Annotated in this window: 18 protein-coding genes, 1 tRNA gene and 1 pseudogene; 7 read left to right on the top strand and 13 right to left on the bottom strand. The window is 61.7% G+C overall.

Annotated features, from left to right (window positions below; genetic code table 11):
- Positions 1-22: 22 nt before the first annotated feature.
- Positions 23-367, bottom strand: coding sequence for a preprotein translocase subunit YajC (gene yajC, locus WCL10_RS14620; protein WP_336896400.1), 345 nt, complete (start codon positions 365-367; stop codon positions 23-25).
- A gap of 242 nt (positions 368-609) precedes the next feature.
- On the opposite strand from yajC, the gene WCL10_RS14615 reads away from it, so the two are divergent.
- A tRNA-Pro gene (locus WCL10_RS14615) sits at positions 610-686 on the top strand.
- 431 nt (positions 687-1,117) lie between these two features.
- Here the strand turns inward: WCL10_RS14615 and WCL10_RS14610 are convergent.
- The 3 genes from WCL10_RS14610 to WCL10_RS14600 form a co-directional block, all read right to left on the bottom strand.
- On the bottom strand, positions 1,118-1,309 hold the full coding sequence (locus WCL10_RS14610; RefSeq protein ID WP_336896399.1) for an AlpA family phage regulatory protein: 192 nt from the start codon (positions 1,307-1,309) through the stop codon (positions 1,118-1,120).
- A 163-nt stretch (positions 1,310-1,472) separates the two neighbouring features.
- Positions 1,473-1,646 carry an AlpA family transcriptional regulator gene (locus WCL10_RS14605; RefSeq protein ID WP_336896484.1) on the bottom strand — a complete coding sequence of 58 codons (174 nt, stop codon included), beginning with the start codon at positions 1,644-1,646 and terminating at the stop codon, positions 1,473-1,475.
- Between the two features lie 118 nt (positions 1,647-1,764).
- Positions 1,765-2,223: a helix-turn-helix transcriptional regulator gene (locus WCL10_RS14600; protein ID WP_336896398.1), complete on the bottom strand. Its 459-nt coding sequence runs from the start codon at positions 2,221-2,223 to the stop codon at positions 1,765-1,767.
- Positions 2,224-2,565: 342 nt separating this feature from the next.
- On the opposite strand from WCL10_RS14600, the gene WCL10_RS14595 reads away from it, so the two are divergent.
- From WCL10_RS14595 to WCL10_RS14575, 5 genes are read left to right on the top strand one after another with little or no spacing between them, the layout of a single operon-like run.
- Entirely contained in the window at positions 2,566-2,898 is a 333-nt protein-coding gene (locus WCL10_RS14595; protein WP_336896397.1) for a TrbC/VirB2 family protein, read from the top strand.
- 36 nt (positions 2,899-2,934) lie between these two features.
- Positions 2,935-3,222: a type IV conjugative transfer system protein TraL gene (gene traL, locus WCL10_RS14590; protein WP_336896396.1), complete on the top strand. Its 288-nt coding sequence runs from the start codon at positions 2,935-2,937 to the stop codon at positions 3,220-3,222.
- Positions 3,223-3,234: 12 nt separating this feature from the next.
- Positions 3,235-3,828: a type IV conjugative transfer system protein TraE gene (locus WCL10_RS14585; protein ID WP_336896395.1), complete on the top strand. Its 594-nt coding sequence runs from the start codon at positions 3,235-3,237 to the stop codon at positions 3,826-3,828.
- A complete protein-coding gene (locus WCL10_RS14580) occupies positions 3,828-4,583 on the top strand; it encodes a type-F conjugative transfer system secretin TraK (protein ID WP_336896394.1) in 756 nt (251 codons plus the stop codon). The genes WCL10_RS14585 and WCL10_RS14580 overlap by 1 nt, the downstream gene beginning before the upstream one ends.
- Positions 4,576-5,016: a hypothetical protein gene (locus tag WCL10_RS14575; RefSeq protein WP_336896393.1), complete on the top strand. Its 441-nt coding sequence runs from the start codon at positions 4,576-4,578 to the stop codon at positions 5,014-5,016. The genes WCL10_RS14580 and WCL10_RS14575 overlap by 8 nt, the downstream gene beginning before the upstream one ends.
- Positions 5,017-5,046: 30 nt before the next feature.
- Here WCL10_RS14575 and WCL10_RS14570 read toward each other — a convergent pair.
- The 8 genes from WCL10_RS14570 to WCL10_RS14535 form a co-directional block, all read right to left on the bottom strand.
- Positions 5,047-6,410 (bottom strand): IS3 family transposase gene (locus tag WCL10_RS14570; protein ID WP_336896392.1). Its coding sequence is split into 2 segments (ribosomal slippage): positions 5,047-6,062 and positions 6,062-6,410, totalling 1,365 coding nucleotides; the frame shifts between segments, so codons are not numbered across the junction.
- A gap of 52 nt (positions 6,411-6,462) precedes the next feature.
- Entirely contained in the window at positions 6,463-7,956 is a 1,494-nt protein-coding gene (locus WCL10_RS14565; RefSeq protein ID WP_336896391.1) for a class I adenylate-forming enzyme family protein, read from the bottom strand.
- A complete protein-coding gene (locus WCL10_RS14560; protein ID WP_336896390.1) occupies positions 7,953-8,933 on the bottom strand; it encodes an alpha/beta hydrolase in 981 nt (326 codons plus the stop codon). Before WCL10_RS14560 ends, WCL10_RS14565 begins: the two co-directional genes overlap by 4 nt.
- Positions 8,930-9,859 (bottom strand): alpha/beta hydrolase, encoded by a 930-nt coding sequence (locus tag WCL10_RS14555; RefSeq protein ID WP_336896389.1) that lies wholly within the window; start codon positions 9,857-9,859, stop codon positions 8,930-8,932. Before WCL10_RS14555 ends, WCL10_RS14560 begins: the two co-directional genes overlap by 4 nt.
- Positions 9,860-9,863: 4 nt before the next feature.
- The gene (locus WCL10_RS14550; RefSeq protein WP_336896388.1) at positions 9,864-10,952 is read right to left on the bottom strand and encodes a M14 family metallopeptidase; all 1,089 of its coding nucleotides are present in this window, start codon (positions 10,950-10,952) and stop codon (positions 9,864-9,866) included.
- On the bottom strand, positions 10,949-11,845 hold the full coding sequence (locus WCL10_RS14545; protein WP_336896387.1) for an alpha/beta hydrolase-fold protein: 897 nt from the start codon (positions 11,843-11,845) through the stop codon (positions 10,949-10,951). The genes WCL10_RS14550 and WCL10_RS14545 overlap by 4 nt, the downstream gene beginning before the upstream one ends.
- Positions 11,842-13,323, bottom strand: coding sequence for an MFS transporter (locus WCL10_RS14540; protein WP_336896386.1), 1,482 nt, complete (start codon positions 13,321-13,323; stop codon positions 11,842-11,844). Before WCL10_RS14540 ends, WCL10_RS14545 begins: the two co-directional genes overlap by 4 nt.
- A gap of 1 nt (position 13,324) precedes the next feature.
- Entirely contained in the window at positions 13,325-15,493 is a 2,169-nt protein-coding gene (locus WCL10_RS14535; protein ID WP_336896385.1) for a TonB-dependent receptor, read from the bottom strand.
- A 116-nt stretch (positions 15,494-15,609) separates the two neighbouring features.
- Here WCL10_RS14535 and WCL10_RS14530 point away from each other — a divergent pair, with 116 nt between their 5' ends.
- Positions 15,610-17,112 (top strand): TetR/AcrR family transcriptional regulator, encoded by a 1,503-nt coding sequence (locus tag WCL10_RS14530; protein ID WP_336896384.1) that lies wholly within the window; start codon positions 15,610-15,612, stop codon positions 17,110-17,112.
- Positions 17,113-17,176: 64 nt separating this feature from the next.
- Here WCL10_RS14530 and WCL10_RS14525 read toward each other — a convergent pair.
- A pseudogene (locus WCL10_RS14525) lies at positions 17,177-17,418 on the bottom strand (IS3 family transposase); the annotation flags it as partial.
- Between the last annotated feature and the right edge of the window lie 308 nt (positions 17,419-17,726).

The raw sequence follows: 17,726 nt of genomic DNA, 5'->3' as shown, positions 1-17,726 counted from the left end.
CAAACCCGGTCAACGGGTCATGTCAGTCGTTGGCAGGCGCAGAGCCGGCCGGAGGCAGCACATCGCCGAGCGTGGCACGCACCGCCTTGACCCGGACGTTGACGCCGAGTTCGAGATCGACAGTCTGCTCGTCGACCTTGATCACCTTGCCGATGAGGCCGCCCGCGGTCACCACCTGATCTCCCTTCTTCAGCCCTGCGATCTTTACCTGCTGCTCCTTCTGCCGGCGCATCTGCGGGCGCAGGATCAGGAAATAGAAGATCGCCGCCATGGCCACCAGCGGCAGGAACTGGAGATAGGCAGGCGGTTCGGCAGCGGCGGCGGGTGCGGCGGCGGCAAGGACTTGGAGCAGGTCAGGGCCGTTCATGGCAGGGCTGGAACTTTCACAAGGCGGGTCTGGCGCGGAGGGTTCGGGACAGAGGGTACATGCCCGCGCTGCCCGAGGCCCAATCCGGCCACCATTGGCTGGCGCGCCTAGCAGTTTGGCAATGCCAAGGCAATCAAGAGCGGGCCAAGGCCATCAAGAGCGGCCCCGCCCCAGTCAGCATGTCATCCGCGCAAGAAGCCTTGCCATCCACAGCGCGCCTCCCTATAGGCCCGCCTTCCGGTCGGGACGTAGCGCAGCCTGGTAGCGCATCACACTGGGGGTGTGGGGGTCGGAGGTTCGAATCCTCTCGTCCCGACCAACTATTTCAAGTACTTAACACCTCATCCTCAGTTTTTAGGCGAGGAAAAATTCGCCTCTGGTGGTGCGCTGGTGGTGCAAACCTCCGAAACGAGGTGAAACGCATCGCGTCGATATGCAACATGGGGGCCGCAAGAGAGTCACCATGGCGGTGTCCGATGGGCACCTTTTTGACCCGCTGAAGGGTCAGTGACATGACCTCCAAGCAGCTCAAATTCTCGTTCCAGGGAGTATCGGTTCAAGCGCTCTGGGTTTGGTCGCAATGACCGCTGCGGGCGGTTGGAAGAGCCGGCTCGCAAGAGCCAGGCGATCCCACATTATCCAGCACGCAAGATCAATTTCTGCGGCTTGACGGCAGCAGCGGATTTGCTGCTGCCGACAGTCTTTGAAACGACGGTCCTGCAAAGAGAACCTGCTCGCACGAGTGCGACGTCAGTATCTCCGCTTGGGACGAGCGTTCACCCACTCGGTGATCTCAAGGGCGCGCCACCGTATGCGGCCCGCACCGAAATCGATGGGCGATGGGAAATCGCCGGCCTGGACACGCCTCCAGATGGTTGTCCGGCTCCGTATGCCGGTGATCTTCATGACATCCTGGCAGGTAAGCAGTTCAGGGACAGACATGTTCGCCTCATGCAATATGGTTGTTCATGGCTCTGGTTCCCTCCAAGCGAATGAAAAATATGTCGAATCAAGCAAGCCTTCGACCGCCTTGGCTTCCGAGCGTCAGCCGATAAGCGCAAGCCACCAAGCGCACTGACCGGCTGCGTTTCTAGCTCGGCGGTTGCTATTGCATCGCAACTCCCGCGATCCACGCATCGATCTCTGCTTCGACCCAGACTACGCAGCAAGGACCGAGCGAGCGTCCTTTCGGAAAGCGGCCTTCGGACATTCGATGATAAATCGATGATCGTCTGAGCCCGACACGAGCCATGACTTCCGGCAAACGGATCAGGCGCATCGGCGCGGTGTGCAGTTGAGCCGTCACTGCTGCCTCGAAAACAGGCTCAGCAACGTGCTGCGGGCTAATCTGTGTCATCGTCGGTCACTCCTTGTCTGGTCACTCCACCCCGATCCCCTCACCGGCCGAGCACGAGAGAAATGTCGCGCTCGGTAAACTCGTCGATATGTTTGGCCAGCAGCCGGGCCACGAGCCGCGAGGTGCCGATGGCCCAGCGCGGGCGCAGATCGGCGATCCGGGGGCCCAGCGTTTCGTTCATGGTCACCGGGAGCGCGGCAAGGAACTGATCAAGAAACGCGCCCGCATCCTCGCCCAGCCATTCGGCAGCCAGGTCCTCGTGCCCGAGAATGGCAAGCAGCAGGGCGCCATTGGAGGCAAGACCGCAGGCATCGAGCACGCGGGCAGCCTCCTCGAACGTCACGGCTTTCTCGCCGCGGAGCACGCGCAGGAAGGTGTCCTTGTTCATCGCGGCCGCCCGGGCGACCTCGCGCCGCGACTTGCCCGATCGGTCCACGGCAGCAGTCAGGAGCCGTGCCAGTCTGGCGTTGATCCCTAAGGTCATATCGCTGCAGGTCATGTCCACAATCAGTCCCAGATGGTTCGACTCGGACATGTAGCGCGAGTCCGCACTGCTAGGAACCGAAAAGAACATAATTAGAACATATCGGTTATCCTAGAATGAACCGATTCGGGGCGCTGTCTCGCAAAACAGCCTGCTTTGGCGCAGATTTCCGGCATGTATCGCCCATTTTTCCGCCTCGCTCGGCCAACTGAGCCGCATGGCGGTTACGGCGATCGTCCAGATTTGTCCGAGAACGCTTCCTCGATCAGCCCTCCCTTTTCCTAGACCAGATTCTCCGGCCAAGACGGTGGGGCAGCGGCGATGACTGCTGCGCCAACCCCGCTCGGAGAACGCTCCATGACCTTGCTTGCCCTCCCCTCGCCGCGCCTTTCCAAGGCGCATATCGCCAAGTCCGCTGCCCTGATCGTTCCGGTCCTCGCGCTCACGCTCGTTGCCGGCACGGCCTACGCGGGCACCGACGCTACTTTCACCACTGCGCTGACGAAGTTCACCAACTTCCTGCAGGGCTCGGGCGGCAAGATCATCACCGTCCTCAGCCTCGCGGCCGGGCTCATCAGCCTTGCCTCGGGCCGCTTCACGCTCGGCCAGATCGCCGTGCCGGTCGGCGTCGGCGTGGGTGTCGGCACCGGCGTTCCGATCGTCACGTCGGTGATCACCGCCGTCATCTGATCACCGCCTCGTGACGCCTTGGGAGGGCACGTTACCATGACTGACCGCCATGCGATCCCCCGCCATCTCGACGATCCCGAGCTGATCGGCTTCTGGACCATCGACGAGTTTGCCGGGATCATCGTCCCCTTCACCTGGGGGATCCTCACGCAGCATATCCTCATCGGCATCGGGCTTGCAGCCGGAGCCTGGTTCGCTCTGCGAAAAGCCAAGGCCGGGCGCTCCGCCTCTTGGGTTCGCCATGCCGCTTACTGGTATCTGCCGCCGGGATTGACCGGTCTCAAGGCAACGCCGCCCTCCCATTGCCGCGTGCTGGCAGGCTGAGGAGCGCGTCCCATGCTCACCGATGTCGCCCACGAGCGCACGCAGAAGCTTCTGCGCCAACGCAACATGTTCGCGATGACCAGCGCCGCGCTCGCGGTCCTCTTCGCTGGGGCTGCCAGCCTCATCGCCACCCGCGAGCGCGAAGTCATGCTGGTCCCGACCACCCGCACACCGCTCGTAATTTCGAGCGCGGGAGTCTCGGCCGAGTACCTCGAGTTCGTGACCCGCGATGTGGCGCTTGTCCTGCTCAACCGTAGTCCTGAAGGCCTCGACTACTGGATGGGGCAGATCCTCGCGTTGGCCGATCCGGCGCAGCGCGGCCGGCTCAAGGCCGAGCTCCTGCGGATTGTCGAGGAGCAGCGCGGGTCCGAGGTCACCCAGGCCTTCGTGATCAGCAAGCTCGAGGTCGATCCCCGCGCACTGACCTCCGAAGTCAGCGGCACGCTCAAGACGTTCGTGGGTGAGCAGGTCATTTCGAGCGAGGAGCGCCGCTTCCGGTTCGACTGGACCTACCGCGGTCTGCGCCTCGCGCTCTCCGGCTTCGCGGTGGTTCCCCCGGCCCATCCGGCTGACGCCCCCACCCCATCTTCAACGGAGTCCCACTGATGCGCGGATATCATCCCGCGAGGCCAAGGCGCCTCGCCATTCTCGCGGCGCTCGCGGCAACTGGCCTCGCCGGCCCGGCCCTTGCCGACCAGTTCAAGCAGACCGCCGATGGCGGCACGATCGGATGCGAGGTTTCGGCGCACGAGCTCACCCGCTTTGCCCTTGTTGGCGACGCCTTTGCCAGCGTCTCGAAGATCGGAACCGGCACGCCCTACAACGACTTTGCCGTCACCAATGAACCCGTGCGCGGCGACATCTATGTCTCAGTGCCTGAGGTCTACGCCGCCGCGCGGATCAGCTTCTTTGCCACCACAAAGAAGGGCTACGTCTACAAGTTCGCCTGCCCAATCCGCCCCCTTGAAGCGCAGCAGGTCTTCGTGACCAACCCCGCGATCGCCAGGGACGATGCGACCAATTGGGAGAAGGCGACGCCGATCGAGACGAGCGCCGTGCGCCTCGTCCAGGCCATGGCCGCCGAGACGCAAGTGCCGGGTTTCGCGGTGCGGCAGTCGAGCAGCCTTCCCGCCCGTGCAGGGGACATCGAGGTCCAGCTGATCGCCGAATATCGCGGCGCGAGCCTTGCCGGCAAAGTCGTGCGCCTCGGCAACCGGGGCAAGACGCCCGCCACGCTCGCGACCCGCGATCTCGCCCCCGTCGGCACGATTGCGGTCGCGATTGCCAGCCCGGTGCTCGCGCCGGGCGCTTCCACCACCGCCTGGATCGTCGGGCCTAACGGGGACAATGGCCATGACTGAGAACAAGCGCGATGAGCAGCCGCCTCAGCGCCAGAAGGCGAAGGACGAGGCCGGTAGCGCCGAGCTTCTGTCAACACTCAACGCCAGCACCCGGCGGCGTCAGAACCTGCTGCTGGGCGGTGTCGCTGCAGTACTCCTCGCCGGTGCGGCGTGGTTTCTTCTCGGAACCGATAGCAGCAACAAGGCGGGCACCGACAAGACCAGCGTCGATACATCCGGGCTCGTCAACCGCGACCTATCGGAGCGCGAGTTCGTCACCATGTTCGGCAACCGGCTCGATGCCGTGGCCCGCGCGCAAAAGGAGCTGAAGGACGCCGCCGTCCCGCGCAGCGAAGTCGACGAGCAGATGGCCGCGCTCAAGGCCGAGAACGAGGCCATGCGCACCAACGTGTCCGTCGTCAGAACATTCGGCACAGATCGCGGCGTAGATTAGCGGAGGGCGGGCCTCGTCTGGGGTTGGGTTTTAAGCGGCGAGCTTGCGGTGTTGCAAGCGCCGATGCTCGATGGTCTGCCGCTTGATCCTTTCGCGCTGCTTGATGATGGCTTGGGCCCTGCCGAAGTAGGCGTCGGCGGGCGTCACGTTGCTCAAGCTCTCGTGGTAACGCTGGTGATTGTAGTGCTCGACGAAGGCCTCGATCTGGGCCTCAAGGTCGCCAGGCAGGAAGTAGTTTTCGAGCAGGATGCGGTTTTTCAGGGTTTGGTGCCAGCGTTCGATCTTGCCCTGGGTCTGGGGATGCATCGGAGCGCCGCGTACATGGCTCATCTTCTGCGCATCGATATATTCGGCGAGGTCTCCAGCGATGTAGCTGGGGCCGTTATCGCTGAGCAGCCTGGGCTTTTGCAGCACCGTGGCGCTGTCGCAGCCCGAGGCCTTGAGGGCGAGGTCGAGCGTGTCGGTCACATCCTCGGCGCGCATGTTGGTGCACAGCTTCCAGGCGATGATGTAGCGCGAGAAGTCGTCGAGCACCGTCGAGAGGTACATCCAGCCCCACCCGATGATCTTGAAGTAGGTGAAGTCGGTCTGCCACATCTCGTTCACCCGCGTGGTCTTGGTGTGGAACTGGTCGGCGGCGTTGATCACGACATAGGCCGGGCTGGTGATCAGATCGTGGGCCTTGAGCAGGCGGTAAACCGTGGCTTCGGACACAAAGTATTGACGTTCATCGGTAAATCGTACCGCCAGTTCGCGCGGTGACAGCTCCGTCTGCTCCAGCGCCATCTCGACGATCTGATCTTGCACTTCAGGCGCGATGCGGTTCCACACCCGGCTCGGCACCGAGGGTCGATCCTCCAGCGCCTCCGGGCCGCCCTCGAGGTAGCGGTCATACCAGCGGTAGAATGTCCGACGGGCGATGCCGAGCTGGTCCAGCGTCCGCTTGGCGGGCAGGTGCGCTTGTTCGACGATCCGGATGATCTCGAGCTTTTCGGAGGCGGGATACCTCATTCGTCGTCGCCCCCATCCGTGATCATGCTTTTTTTCAGCAAACGGTTTTCGAGTGTCAGGTCGGCCACGCATTCCTTCAGAGCGCGGGCCTCGCGGCGCAGATCCTGCACTTCGCCGGTGGTGGCGGCACGGGCGGTGTCACCGGCCAACCGGCGCTTGCCCGCTTCCATGAACTCTTTCGACCAGGTGTAATACAGGCTCTGCGCAATGCCTTCCTTGCGGCACAGCTCGGCGATACTGTACTCACCGCGCAGGCCATCCAGAACGATACGGATCTTGTCCTCGGCCGAGAAGTGGCGGCGAGTCTGCCGCCGGATGTCCTTCACTACCCGCTCGGCAGGGGCCTTTGCCTGCGATTTTTTCAAGGAGGGTTGGGGCTTCATCTGCGTTCCTTCGTCACTACGACGAAGCCCCAACCCTCCTTAAATCACAACCTCAAATCTGTGCCATGGGTGCTGACGGGGGACAGATGATCCTGACCTCGGTGATCCGTTGCATCTTGCCCAGACCTGCATTGGCAAGGCTTCTGATCTCTGCGGCATTGGCAGATGCCTGGTGCTTGATCGTTACAAATGCGACAGGCGTTTCGCCCCATTCAGGTGACGGTGCCCCGACGACAGCCGCCTCTTCAACCGCCGGGTTGGATAGCAAGGCGCGCTCCAGATCGATCGGGTAGATATTAAAGCCGCCAGAAATGATCATGTCCTTTTTGCGCCCGACGAGGGTGAAGAACCCATCAGCATCAACCATCCCCAGATCGCCCGTCCGAACGTAGGACAACCCTTCGGGGCTGACCCACAGCGCCTCCTGCGTTTTTTCAGGCAGATTGTGATACCCGCTCATCATAGTAACCGACCGGCCAACGATCTCCCCGTGCGAACCTGGCGGCAGGATGCGGCCTGCTTCATCGATCACTTTCATGTCATTGCCGAAAATGGGTTGGCCGACGGTGTGCAACTTGTCGGGATGTTCGTGCGCCGCCAGCATGCAGCTGCCACCACCTTCGGTCATGCCATAATATTCGATCAACCCGCCGGGCCATCTCCGCAAAACCTCTGCCTTCAACTCGGCTGAGAACGGCGCGGATGTTGCAAACTTCGTATGAAACGCGGTCAGATCGAAAGCGTCGAAATCTGGCACATCGAGGATCCGGCGGTATTGCACCGGAACGAGCATCGCGACATTGACCCGGTGCTCCTCACACAATTGCAGAAAGCGGCGCGCATCGAATTTGGGCATGAGCACAATTGTTCCGCCGCCCGCCAGCGTCGGGATCAGGCTGGTCAGAGTGGTGTTCGAATAGAGCGGTGTCGAAAGGATCGTTATTGCTTCTGGCGTATAACCGGGCGGATCGGTGCGCAGCGCAATGAACCAACGCATGCGTTGGGATTGGACAATGCCTTTGGGCGTTCCGGTCGTACCCGATGAATAGATGATGTTAAACGGCTGATCAGGATCTATCCCGACCTTCGCGGGTCGTGCACCTTCAGGTGCAAGCCATGCCGCGAACGGATCGCCCCTCCCTGTGTTGTCGAAGGCGATGTTTCGCACCGACACATCAACCCTAAATGATACGTCGCTATCCTGAAATAGGTGCGAGGCGCCGCAATCAGCGACCATCGCCGAAAGTTGTGCAGCCGTAGCTGCTGCAGGGAGGGGGGCCACCACGGCACCAGCGCGCAAGATGCCAAGGATTGTGGCTATATACGCAATCGAACTGCCCGCGCAGATGGCTACGACCCCTTTGGGTTGAACGCCGTCGCGCTGCAGCGCCGTGGCCACCCGGTCTGCCACGCGGTCAAGCTCGGCATAGCTGACCTGTTCGCCTTCGCAAATGATCGCCGTCTTTTCGGCATGGGCTGCAGCCTGAAGGGTGAAAAGACCCTCAACCGTCCCGCTTTCAAGCGCGACATAGTCCTTTATGGTCATAGCGGTTCAGACCCGCCGGAGCCATTTTCCTGACCAAGCGCGCGGCTCAGTGCTAACAGGCTGTCGCGCTGTGCCTGTAAAGAAATTTGCGCATCGGGAGAAATGTTGAAAGCGTGAAATGCGCCGGGATAGACATGCAGTTCGACGCAAACCCCGTGCCTTGTCAGCCGCCGAGCATATTCAAAGTTCTCTTCCAAAAACAGATCGAGCGCGCCAACCGCCAAGTACGTGGGCGGCAATCGCGATAGATCGGCAGCCCGCGCGGCGGCGGCGTAGGGCGAAACGTCCGGCGAGCCGGGAGCAACACCTAATAGTGCGCCCCAGCCAAACGCGTTGCTGTGCGGGGTCCATATAAACTCGCCCGCAAACGGATGGGGGTCTGGATCGAGGCAGGTCCGATCATCAATCATCGGGTAGATCAAGTGCTGAAATGCCAATGCATATTCACCGCGATCACGGGCCATCAGCGCAAGGGACGCAGCTAGTCCGCCGCCCGCGCTTTCCCCCATGACCCCGATCCGCGCGGGATCGATCGCGAATTCGGCGCAGGACCGGGTGAGCCACGCCAAGGCTGCATAGCAATCTTCAATCGCGCCGGGAAACCGAGTTTCCGGCGCAAGGCGATACTGGACCGAGACCACAACCGCCCCGAGCGAATTGGCAAGCAAGCGATGCGCCGGCACGCCCATTTCAGCAGACCCCGCAATATAACCGCCGCCGTGGATGTGCAGAAGCGCGCCGCGCAGTGCGCCTGTTTCGGCTGGCACATGGAGCAAGACTTCAACGTTTGGTGCGCCATCGGGGCCAGGGATCACGCGCTGGCTTGATACCACCGCGAAGCCGTCCTGATCGGCATCGAGCGTGAACGGCGGGGCAGCCCGCATAAGTGGCAGGATCGCATCGGACAGCTCGAATTCCGGGAAGCTATCCAGAAGGGCGTGCAGTTCGGGATCAACAAGGTGGCGGCTGCTGGTCATGTATGCGATGCCTCTGGTGGATGGGCCTGAAGGACGCCTGCCATGAATTCGGCAATAGCGTGGTTGAGCCGCGCGTGTTCGGTTACAAATAGGTTATGATCGGCCCCTGCGATGGCAACGAGCCGTGAACCCGCGATTGCCGCATGGGCATGGAGCGCATGGGCCGCGGGAACATCGGTGTCGGCGGTGCCATAAACAATGAGCGCCGGGCACGTGATCTGCTCCAACGGCCAGCCATCCAGCTGCGAAAACGCAGCACGGTCGTTATGAAACCCCGCCATGCGCGGCCCGACAGGGACTACGGTTTCCAAAACGCCACGCGCGATTTGCGCCAGGACTGGATCATCAGGCGCGCTTGCCCTTGCTTTGGCGATGGCAAAGTTGCGGAACAGATACACCAGTAGGTCGGCAAGGATCGCCGGGATGGGGATTTTTCGAACCGCGATCGATTGCGTCACCGCAGCTTCAAGTACGAGCCCGTTGCAGCGGCCCGGAAACCGCAGGGCGAATTGCACAGCCGCCGGTCCGCCGCCCGATGCCCCGATAACAAAGGCGCGGTCTATGTCGAGCACATCGAGCAGCGCAGCGCACAGATCGGCCTGCGCTGCCGGGCTCCGGCCCGAAGCAAGCGGCGTGCGCAGATAGCCGGGGCGCGACGGACACAGGAAGCGGGCCTTGCCGTCCATCGCCCCGCTGGCCTCGATCATGCGCAAGGTTTGATCATAGCCGCCGGGCGTGCCGTGCAGCAAGAGCACGACGGGGCCGCTGCCAAGCTCGGCATATTCGGCCGCGCCGCGTGCAGTTTGGATGACAGTGCTACCGCGCAGGAGGCGGCGATGAATGTCCGCCCGCCAGGCCGCAAACCGGATGCCGGTTACCAGAACGGTTGCGCCGCCTAGAAGCGCGAAGAGATGCGCGAGGATCATCCCTTCAGGCCTTGCGGTGTAGTGCGGCGATGGCTTGCCGACAGGCTAGCAAGGCTTGGCAGACAACCATGCCCTGCCAATCGGTACTATCATCGTAAAAGGCGCGGCGCACATTTGCGCTGATCGCGCGGCCCTGCGGCGAAAGCGGATCGCCGTGCGCGTGGAGCCAGGCATCGGCAGCCAGCGCGGCGACAACCTGATCCTCCGGCACGGTGCCGAATTCGAGCGCCATTGCCGTGACTTTGGCATGGGGCAGCAGGGCCGGGGCCGCGCTCAGCCCATCGCCGACAAGGACTGCAGAGCTGGAACTGCCATCATGCGTGGAGGTGATCGCTGCGCCGAAGAATGCGGATGCCCGCGCGAACTGCGGACTGGACCGCGGCACTGTGACGATCTGTTCGCCGATGCCGCGCGGCCCGAGACCGGTGTGGAAATCGATGATCACGACCTGCTCGGCGTGACCCAGCATTCCTGTCAGCAGCGCGGTTTGGGTGCGCCGCGACCAGCCCGGCTTTGCGCCGCCATAAAAAATGCCTCGAGGGTGGCAATACTGGCCGCCGCTGATTGCTGCCTGCATCGCCGCTGCGCCGTGCTGCGCAGCATAATCGGTGATCGCGGCCAGTAGCGAGGCCTGCGCCGCATCGTTCCATTCGGTGGGGTAGAGCGCGGGCGCGAGCGCATCATGCCCCTTGTTTAGAGGCAGCGGCGCGGTGAAATCGATCCAGTTGCGATTAAGATCGATATTGTCCTCGGTCACGCGCCTTGCCCATGCAAAGCCATGCGGATTGATGGCATGGACCATCAGCACCGCGACATCGGCGGGCAAGCTGCTGCCGGCGATCCGGCGAAGTGCATCGACTTGCGCGCCCGAACCGGCGAATCCCTCAACCCCGTGCGTGCCCGAGATCGTTACCAGCACATGCGGCGCGGTTTTCGGGCCGAGCCAGGCGGTGTCGCATGACAAAACGCCGCCACTGGGCCCGCGATCAGGATGGGGAATGGATTCGATTGCGGCATCGGCAGCGCGGGCAGCGGCGCAAAACATATCGCGCGCCTGCGCATAATCTGCGGCGAAACAGCTCTGGCCGGTCATGCGCAAGTGTCCACCGCCAGCGCAAGAGTGAGCGCGCGGCCAAGCACGGCCGGGGTTACCGAGCCATGGCCTTCATCCGCAAACACCGTAGTGTGCACATCGGCCAGGCCGAGCGCCTGCAAACGATCACCCAGTTCCGTAGCATTGGCGACCATCCGTGAACGCGCCGTAGAGGCTTCGGCTTCGGCGCGGGTTTTGAAAAAGCGCAGCGCGGACGGTTCTGGCGCGGCTTCGTTAGCCCCTGCGGTTATCAGCACACGCGGCCGCGCGTTGCTGCCTAAGAGCGCCGCGGCCAACCCGGCTTCCCCGGCAAGAATTGCGCGGTCTGCCCACCAGATCGAGGGGCTTGAGGCGATGAAGGTGCGATAGGCGGCAGGCGCGGTGAACAGCGCGCGCAGTACCGCCAGCCCGCCGAGTGAATGGCCGAACAGGCTTTGGTTGGCTGCATCGATGCTGCCCAACGTGGCAATCGCGGGCTTGAGCTCGGTTTCGATCATCGCCAGAAAGCCATCGATGCCGCCGGTATTCTCGGCGACGAGGCCGGGGATCGTGAACGCCAGTCCTGCGATCCAGGCCGCGGATGCGGGTAGCGAAAGCTCGGTAAACCGTGCCAGCATTGCCTCGGCAGGTTCGCCCGTATAGCCGATGCCGACGATCACGGCGGCGCGCAATTCCCCGCCCAGCGCACCGAACCGCGCATAGTGCGCGGCCGGAGGGAAATGCAGATCGCCATCGAGCAGATACAGTACCGGAAACCCGCCTTCCGGCGCGGGCGCATCGGGCACGGCGACAAAGATGCGATAGGCGCGTCCCGTCACCGCCGATTGGAAAGTATAAGTCTGCGCGCCGGGCACGGCGACAGTCTGGGCATCCTGCAAGGCTGGGTGGATCATGGGGCCGTTCCTTTGGCGCGCGCAGCAACGGCGGCGAGATTGCGCAAGTGATCGGTGCGGCTGATCGCGTAAAAGGAAATTGCCGCAATCGCGGCAAAGCTCGTGAGCGCATTGATCGGCAGGTAGATCAACGCCAGGTGGTTGAGCACGCTTGTTGGCACCTGCCCGGGCACGGCTTGCTGCGGAAACCGCACCGCCTGCAGAATGAAGCCTGTGCCCATCGATCCGACCCCAGTGACGATCTGCTTGAGCATTGTATCGGCCGCGAAGATCAACCCTTCCGAGCGCCGTCCGGTTTCTACCTGCACGTGTTCGACGATATCGGCCATCATCGAGGTGGCGATGATGATGCCGATGACTGCGAACACCACCGCGAAGAAAGAATCGATGGCCAGCATCGGCAAGATCAGCGGATGGCCGTTCGCTGGCAGCCAGCCTAGCAGGCGCAAGCTCATCGGCAGAATGCCGAAAAACACCGATAGGAAAAACGTCAGCAGGATTGCGGTCTTCTTGCCGGAGCGGCGCGCCAGCCACGGGCCAACGGCAACAGCGGCAAACGGGGCAAGACCAGCGGCACCCGCTACGAACGAAATCTGATTGGCGCTGAGTTCCCAGAAGTAGGTGTTGAAATAATCGCCCAGCCCGCCGACGAGCCCGGTGCCGATCCCAGAAATGACGCCCGACAGCATGACAACCACCAAGTTGCGATTAAGCAGCGTGGTACGCATCGTCGCCAGCAGATCGGCCAACGAAGCATGGCGCTCAGGCTCGGCCATATAGCGGATCTCACGGTGGGTACCTGCCGCCGAAATCACGATTGCAGCAAAGATCAACGCCGCAAGCAACGCGCCCAGATTGGCGTAGCCGGCCGGGTTGAGCTGCCCCGGCAACTGTTGCCCTTCGGCATTGACGAACGGCTTTAACAGCATGGTGTAGGCCAAGATCACAACCGCGACCGGGACGACAATGCCGAACAGATAGCGATAGCTCGCGAGCACGGTGCGTTGGTCATAATCAGGCACCAATTCGGGCAGCAGCGAAGAGTTGGGAATTTCAAACATCGCAATCGCGACCCGGGCGGCGATAATGCATGCTGTCATATAGGCAAACAGTGCGTCTGGTCCCCAGTCGTGCGGCGGATTGAGAAGCGCCCAGACTGAAACTGCCGCCGGGATCGCAGCGGCATACATGAACGGGTGGCGCCGCCCCCAAGGCGACCGCCACGCATCCGACATCTGCCCGATAACCGGGCTGGCGAACGCATCGATGATCAGGGCAATGCCGATCGCGATCGAGACTTGCCCCGCGCCAAGCCCCATAACCTGATTGTAGAACAGCATGACCATGCCGATCGCGACCGCTTTCAGCCCGAAGGCAACCGAGCCGACCGAATAGGCAAGTTTGCTCGACAGGGACAATCGCGGCCGCAGGGTTGCCGAGCTTGCCGTCATGTCGGTGTTATCGGCAGCGTCTGTCACATCAGTATCTCACGCCGATCGCAATTCCGAATGTGCGGGGCTGATAAATATTTGCCGCCAGCGGGCCGAAGTTGTCTGCCAAGGTGGTGGCGCTGATGTTGCTAATCGCGAACGTGTTGGTGAGATTGCGCACATAGGCGGTGGCGGTCCAGCGGGCTGATTTCAGGCCGAGGCGGAGGTTGACCATGTTGTAGCTGGGGAAGGTTTGCCGGGCCCCGATGGCGCTGAAATCCGATAGGCGGTTGCTGCTATGCTGCCAATCTGCCGCCACGAACCCATCGAAATGGGCAGCCAGCGGATAGTCGTATTGCACACTTGCCGAGGTGCTCCATTCGGGTGAACCGGGCAGGCGTTCGCCTGCTGCGCCGCCGACGGTGGCAGGCGCGGCTTCTTTCAGCCGGGCCTTGGTGTGGGAGCCGTTGAACCCTAGCGTTAGCCCCTTGACCGGCACGAACCCGAAGCTCCATTCAAAGCCGGTGCTTTTGGCACCGCCCGCGTTGAGCGTTGTCAACACACCGCCATACGAGGCCGCAAGCTGGATATTGGCCCAATCGATCTGGTAGGCCGCAACTTCGAAGGTGAGCTTGTTATCAAACAGCGATCCCTTCGCGCCAAGCTCGTAGTTTGTCGTTTTCGAAGACTTGTAGCTACGCGGCAAGGTAGCGGGCGCGGTGATGGGGACGTTGTTGCCGCCGCCGGGGACATAGCCGGTCGCAAAGCGGCCATAAAGCATGACTTGCGGGGTTACGCGCCACCGCGCATCGGCCGAATAGGTGAACACATCCTCGGATGACGGCGCGGAGAGCAGGATGCCGCCGCCGAGCAGGCCGAAGCCGTTTTCGGTGAAAGTCTGGTTGTTGTGGCTATAGCGCCCCCCGACACTGACATCAAAGGCTGGTGTAAAGTTATAGCCGAGCGTGCCGAAACCCGAGATCTCATTATAGGTCTGGTCGTTGTAGAAACCTCCGAGCTGGAAGGGGAAATCGCGCACGATCGTCTTGCTCGCGATATCGACGGGATAGGTGTCCTGGTTCACGAATCCGCTTTGTTTCATGTAATAGGCGCCTGCCTGCCATTGCAGCTTCGGGCCTGTGGGCGAAGTCAGGCGAAATTCCTGCGTATAGGCATGCATCCCCGATTTTTGATCGATGATCGCGCCATATGGCGAACCCAGAATCGGGGACAGAAATGCGCCGTACGTGCCGCTGACATCGAATTGCGCCTGGCTGGCATATTCGATGTAACTGCTGCTTGAGAGCAGAGTGGCAAAGCCGATATCCCAATCAACCGTGGCATTGTAAACTTGGTTGGTCGCCGCGCCCGGGTTGCCAACGAGTGTTTCCGAGATCATCCCTCCGTAGATCGGCTGGAAGGTTACTGGCAGGACATCGATGCTTGAATAGTCGCTCCATTTCCTGTGCTGATAGGTGGCGTTGAGGCGGATAGACAGGGTATCGGCCAGCTTGAACAGCAGCGAAGCGCGACCGCCGACCATGGTCGATGTGTTGATATCCTTGAGGCCGCGCGACGGATCATCGACGTAGCCGGGGCTCTCATCGTAAAAGCCGACCACGCGCAACGCGGCTTTGCCTGACAGCGGAGCATTGACCATGCCGTGCAGGTTGATGCCGGCAGCGCCGTGGTCGACCGCGTTGACATCGACATCCGCCGAAGCTGCAATCCGCGCTGGATCTGGCGCGTTGGTCACGTATTTGAACAGGCCGCCAAGCGAGTTTGCCCCATACAGTGTGCCCTGCGGCCCGCGCAGCACTTCGATTCGCTGCATGTCATAAGGATCGAAATTCGGTGCGATAAACGCAGACAAACCTGAGCTGCCGTTCGACGAGAAGGGCGTTTCATCGACATACGTCGCGACCGAACTGTTGATCGCATACGTCCCTGTCGTCACGCCCCGCACCACCAACTGCGAACCAAACCCGCCGACACCGATCAGCGACAGGCCCGGCACTTTGGCCAGATAATCCTCGTATCGATAGGCCTGAACCGCTGCCAGATCCTTGTCGTTGAGCACGGTCAGCGAAATCGGCACCTCAAGGCTGCGCTCGCTGCGCTTTTGCGCGGTGACGATGATGTCTTTGGCGTCCGGCGCGCCAGCCTCAGTTGCGGGAATTTCAGGTGCGCGAGTTTCAAATGCGGGAGCAGCCGCCAACGCGGGCGCTGCCGCTGCGAGCAGCGCGGCTGCCAGAGCCGGGCGTGCTGCAGCAGATAGCAATCCGGTTGTGCCAGCAGGCTGCTTAAATGTCGGCATAATTCCCCCCGTTCCCCATGCCCATTGCGGGCTTCGAGCTGGATCGATCCAGCCAGCGGAGGGATACCAGCCACCCACCGTCAAAGCAAACCGTATTTTCAAATTTGTGGATAATCAATCATTTTGTCTTTGAAAATGCGCGTAAGATAGGGTACCAATATTTCAATAAAGCAGCGGCGCTTATGCCGCTTGCCTTCCGCCAAAGAAATTTTGCTGTTGCCCACCATTTACGAGATATATCCGCAGGCTATGACACCGCGCAGCACGCTTCCAATGGCGGTGGACCCTTTGTGACGTATTCAAAGCCTGAAAAAACCCGGACCAAATCCGCGCAGGCCAAACAGGATGCGATCCTCGATGCTGCGGCGCGGCAGTTCAACGCGCTCGGTGTCAAGGGCGCTCAGTTGGGCGAAATCGCGGCCAATGTCGGCATGGTGACGAGCGGCATTGCCTATTATTACCGAAAGAAAGACGATCTTGCGGCGGCATGCTTCCTGCGCGCGATCGCCGTGACCAAGGTGCACGCACTGACTGCCAGTGCCGAGCCCGATGTCGCCGCACGGGTTGCGCGGCTGTTTGCGCTGCACCTTGGCGAACTGGCAGCAATGGCCAACGGCGAGGCCCGGCCACTGATCGGGTTCAGTGACATTCTCGCGCTGGGCGAACCCCAGCTGGCACCGGTGCTTGCCGCGTACATCGATATGTTTCGCAGCATCCGTGCCTTGCTTGCAGACCCGGCTGCCAAAGCGCAGGAACATTCGGTGAAGGTTTTGCGCGCGCACCTGGTGCTGTCGCTGCTCAATGCCCATCGCGATTGGACCCACCGGTTCGAAGCCAGCGATTATCCCCGCGTAGCGCATCTTGTCGCGGATGTGGTTCTAAATGGCGTGACCCGTGGGGCTGACATTGTTCTCGGTGCCGACCCCGTCCTTCCTGCGCCGCCGCCGGCATCTGATCCAACTGCAGAGGCATTTCTGCGGGCCGCCACGCAACTCGTCAACGATCAAGGATACCGGGGGGCATCAGTCGAGAAAATTGCTGCCGTGCTCGATGCCACCAAGGGCAAGTTCTATCATTACAACGATGCGAAGAACGAGCTGATCACCGCGTGTTTCGAACGCAGTTTCGATTTGCAGCGGCACTTTCTCGACCAGGCAGAGGCCTTGGACGTGCGCGGGGCGCAGCGCTTTGCCGCGCTCATCAGGGCGCTGGTGTGCTTCCAGCTTTCAGACCGTGGCCCGCTGCTGCAAGGCTCGGCGTTCAGCGTACTTCCCGACCAGCAGAACCGCGCGCACATCAGCCGCACCCGCCAGCAACTCGATACGCGGATCGGCAGCATCCTTGTCGGGGGGTTGATTGACGGATCGGTGCGCGCGCTCGATCCCGCACTGACCGCCGAAGTGGTCCACGCAGCGATCAGCGCGGCCGCCGAGTTAAGGCGCTGGCTGCCACGAGCGGACCCTGCGTCGGTTGCCCGCAACTACGCGCAACTTATAATCTGCGGTCAACTCCACGCGTGACCCTAGTGACGGAGCAGCTTGCGGGGGTGCTTGTCCGTGAGTAGCCCCTAGTTTTCTAGATGCCTTACGCTTTCAAAATCTGCTGCTGTTCGAACGCGACGGACGACAGCATCCCGTTCCAGACCTGCTTGCGCACCGGGTTTTAAACATCTCGCCGTAATCGAACACGTCCAGCCGGGCTTCCTCGCGGTTTTTGTAAGTCCGGCGCCGGATGCTCTCGCCCTTGCGCGAGGAGAAGAATCACTGCACCACGGGGCTGTCGTGGCAATTGCCGCATCGGATCATCGAGTGCTCAAGGTTGGTCGCCTCCTGTCCTCAAAATTAGGATCGAAGGCGTCCAGAATTCAAGGGGCTACTCAGCTATGTGCCCGATCGATGCAATATCTCTAAGTGGAATGGCGGCTAACAGGAGAATCAGTCGGTCATTGGGGCAGTTGTGACTGACCGACATTGGTCGACTGCCGCCATTTTTCCTAAAGGACGCGAAGTGGGATTTTGCGGCCGTTCTTTGACGACATGTCAAACGGCAGGTTTCTTCGGTATCCGAGACTCACTGTACATGACCTGCCCCCCGGCAGTCCCTCAGTCATAACGAGAGTCCAGCGGTTAAATAC

The organism is Novosphingobium sp., assembly GCF_037133355.1.
Classification (GTDB): domain Bacteria; phylum Pseudomonadota; class Alphaproteobacteria; order Sphingomonadales; family Sphingomonadaceae; genus Novosphingobium.
This window is presented reverse-complemented; position numbering and strand designations above follow the sequence as displayed.